The 2563-nt window shown below is 37.2% G+C and carries 2 protein-coding genes; one reads left to right on the top strand and one right to left on the bottom strand.

Annotation, left to right across the window (positions count from 1 at the left end):
- Nucleotides 1-1455, bottom strand: a 1455-nt coding sequence (locus ABY905_RS16325; RefSeq protein ID WP_372645794.1) for a M13 family metallopeptidase, incomplete at its 3' end; no start/stop codon positions are given.
- A 178-nt stretch (nt 1456-1633) separates the two neighbouring features.
- Here ABY905_RS16325 and mnmA point away from each other — a divergent pair.
- On the top strand, nt 1634-2563 hold a 930-nt coding region (mnmA, locus tag ABY905_RS16320), incomplete at its 3' end, for a tRNA 2-thiouridine(34) synthase MnmA (protein ID WP_372645792.1).

The raw sequence follows: 2563 nt of genomic DNA, 5'->3' as shown, positions 1-2563 counted from the left end.
ATTCAATAATGGGTGATAGTAAGCATTTACCGTTTGTGGTGTCATGCCCCATTTCTCGGTATCCACAGGCTGACCTAATTTGGCGATGTTCTTAGCAACACCAAAACGAGAAGCTCTCCAGGTATTTTGAATATAAGAATCTGTACCTACTTCTAGCTTAGAATAATCTTCCCACTTTTCAGGATAACCAATCTTCACACCAAATGCATCAAGCTTTGCTAATGCCTCTTTTCTGGTTTCTGGGCTCATCCATTCTAATTTCTCAAGTCTTCCGCGTAAAACAGTTTTTAGGTTGTTCACCAACTCATCCATCCTAACTTTAGCTTCAGGTGGGAAATATTTTTCTACGTATAACTGACCAACAGCTTCGCCTAAAACTGAACCTGTAGCATTTGACATACGTCTCCATCGTGGTTGTTGTTCAGTAGCACCTGTTAATATGGTTCCGTAAAAAGCAAACTGTTCTTTTTCAAGTTCTGTAGACACTTTACCTGCAGACTCGTTTAGAACTTTCCATTTTAGGTACAATTTAATGTCTTCCATTTTCTCATCTTTGAACATCAGGTTCAATTCCTTCATGTATCGAGGATGAGTTGTAATCACATATTCCTTAATGTCTGCACCCATTTCTTTGAAGTAGGTAGCCCAATCGAAGTTAGGATACTCACCCATTAAAACTTCAACAGTTTTAGGGTTATACATGGCAGGATAATTTCTATTCTCTAAACGTGTATTGAACTTTTCTGCCATACGAGTTTCAAATCTCATGATTGATTCTGCATTTTTCTTAGCAATAGCAGCATCTTCACCAATCAATTCAAACATCTTTGCCATGTGCTTCACAAACTCTGTTCTGATGTTTGCACTGGTTTCATTGTCTGCAGTGTAATAATCACGATCAGAAAGAGAAAGACCATCTTCTGAAAGATACATTCTATTTACAGTCGTGTTCTTCATATCCTGATCAACACCAGCGCCAAATAGAGCACTAATACCCATTTTGTGAAGATGAACCAACTCGTTACACAAATCATTTGCATTCTGAACTGCAGCAATTTTATCAAACTCAGGTTGTAATGGTGTTAGTCCAATTGTGTTGATTTTCTCAACATCCATTGCAATCGCATAGAAATCCTGAATCTTCTTTAAATTACTTCCTTCAGTTGCATTCTCCGTCTTTGCTGCTTCTTCCAGAAGGTTGTGAACAGCCTCGTTAGCAGTCTCTCCTAAAATATCGAAAGCTCCATAACGACTTTTATCTGCAGGAATTGGTGTATTCTTCATCCAGGTTCCATTCGCATATTCGAAAAAGTCGACGCCTGGCTTCACAGCTAGGTTCATATCCTCTTTTTTTAGAATATCCTGACCTAATTGCTTCTCTTGGGTACAGCCCGATAGAATGCTAAGAGCTAAGCCTAAACCAAGAACGGTTTGGCTCGTTTTGTTTAAGTTCATATTTGATTGTTTTTATTCATATTTATGTTAGAATGACAAATGTATAAAAATGGAGATTAATACTCACGTTTTTTCGATGACTATCCTAATTTGGAAGATTTTTCGAATAAATGTTTATCCGAACAAATGGTTCTTGCTTTTTTTCTAGTTTTGTAAACTATTAAGAAATTATAGAGTAATGACGATAATTTGTGCAGATAAGAATAAAGTGGTGTTGGGTATGAGTGGAGGAACTGATTCTTCGGTCACGGCTATGTTACTTCAGCAAAAAGGGTATGAGGTTATTGGTGTCTCTTTATGGTTTTGGAATTCACCTAATGAGGATTCAAATAATCAAGAACTGCCTCATTTTATAGTTGATGCTCAGCAATTAGCAAAGAAGCTTTCAATTGAGCATCATGTGATCGACGCACGTGATGAGTTTAAAGATGTGGTCATCGGTCAATTTCTTCAGGAATATTTGAATGGACGTACACCAAGTCCTTGTATACATTGTAATCCAAATTTAAAATGGCGCTTACTTTTAGATAAAGCCGATGAGCTAGGGGCGAATTATATCGCAACGGGGCATTATATTCAGATACTTGAGGAAGAAGGTACTTTTTATATTCATAAAGGGGATGATCCAGCTAAAGATCAATCCTATTTTTTATGGAACCTTAATCAAGAAATTTTATCAAGAACCTTAACACCTTTAGGCGCTTTTACAAAAGCAGAAGTGCGTGAAATGGCGATAGGTTTTGGACATAAAAAAGTGGCGTCTAAGAAAGAAAGTATGGGCATCTGTTTTCTTGATGGTATGGACTATAGAGATTTCTTAAAACAGGAAATGCCAGATGTCGATGTGAAAGTAGGCAAGGGGAAGATTGTAGATGTTGGTGGTAAAGAATTGGGCTGGCACGAAGGTTACCCTTTTTATACGATTGGTCAGAAACGAGGACTGGAACTTAAAGAAAAAACAGGTTTAATGGTGAGTCGAATCGATGCAGATAGTAATACCCTAGTTCTTGAGAAACGTGAACAACTAAATAAGACCGAATTTGGAGTGAGTGGCTATTATCTGAATGATGAAGATGATATAAATAGTTTTGAAATTACAACTGTAGTT

This window comes from Ancylomarina sp. (genome assembly GCF_041555295.1).
Taxonomy (GTDB): domain Bacteria; phylum Bacteroidota; class Bacteroidia; order Bacteroidales; family Marinifilaceae; genus Ancylomarina.
Note: the sequence above shows the minus strand (reverse complement) of the source record. Positions and strands in the feature narration are given on the sequence as shown.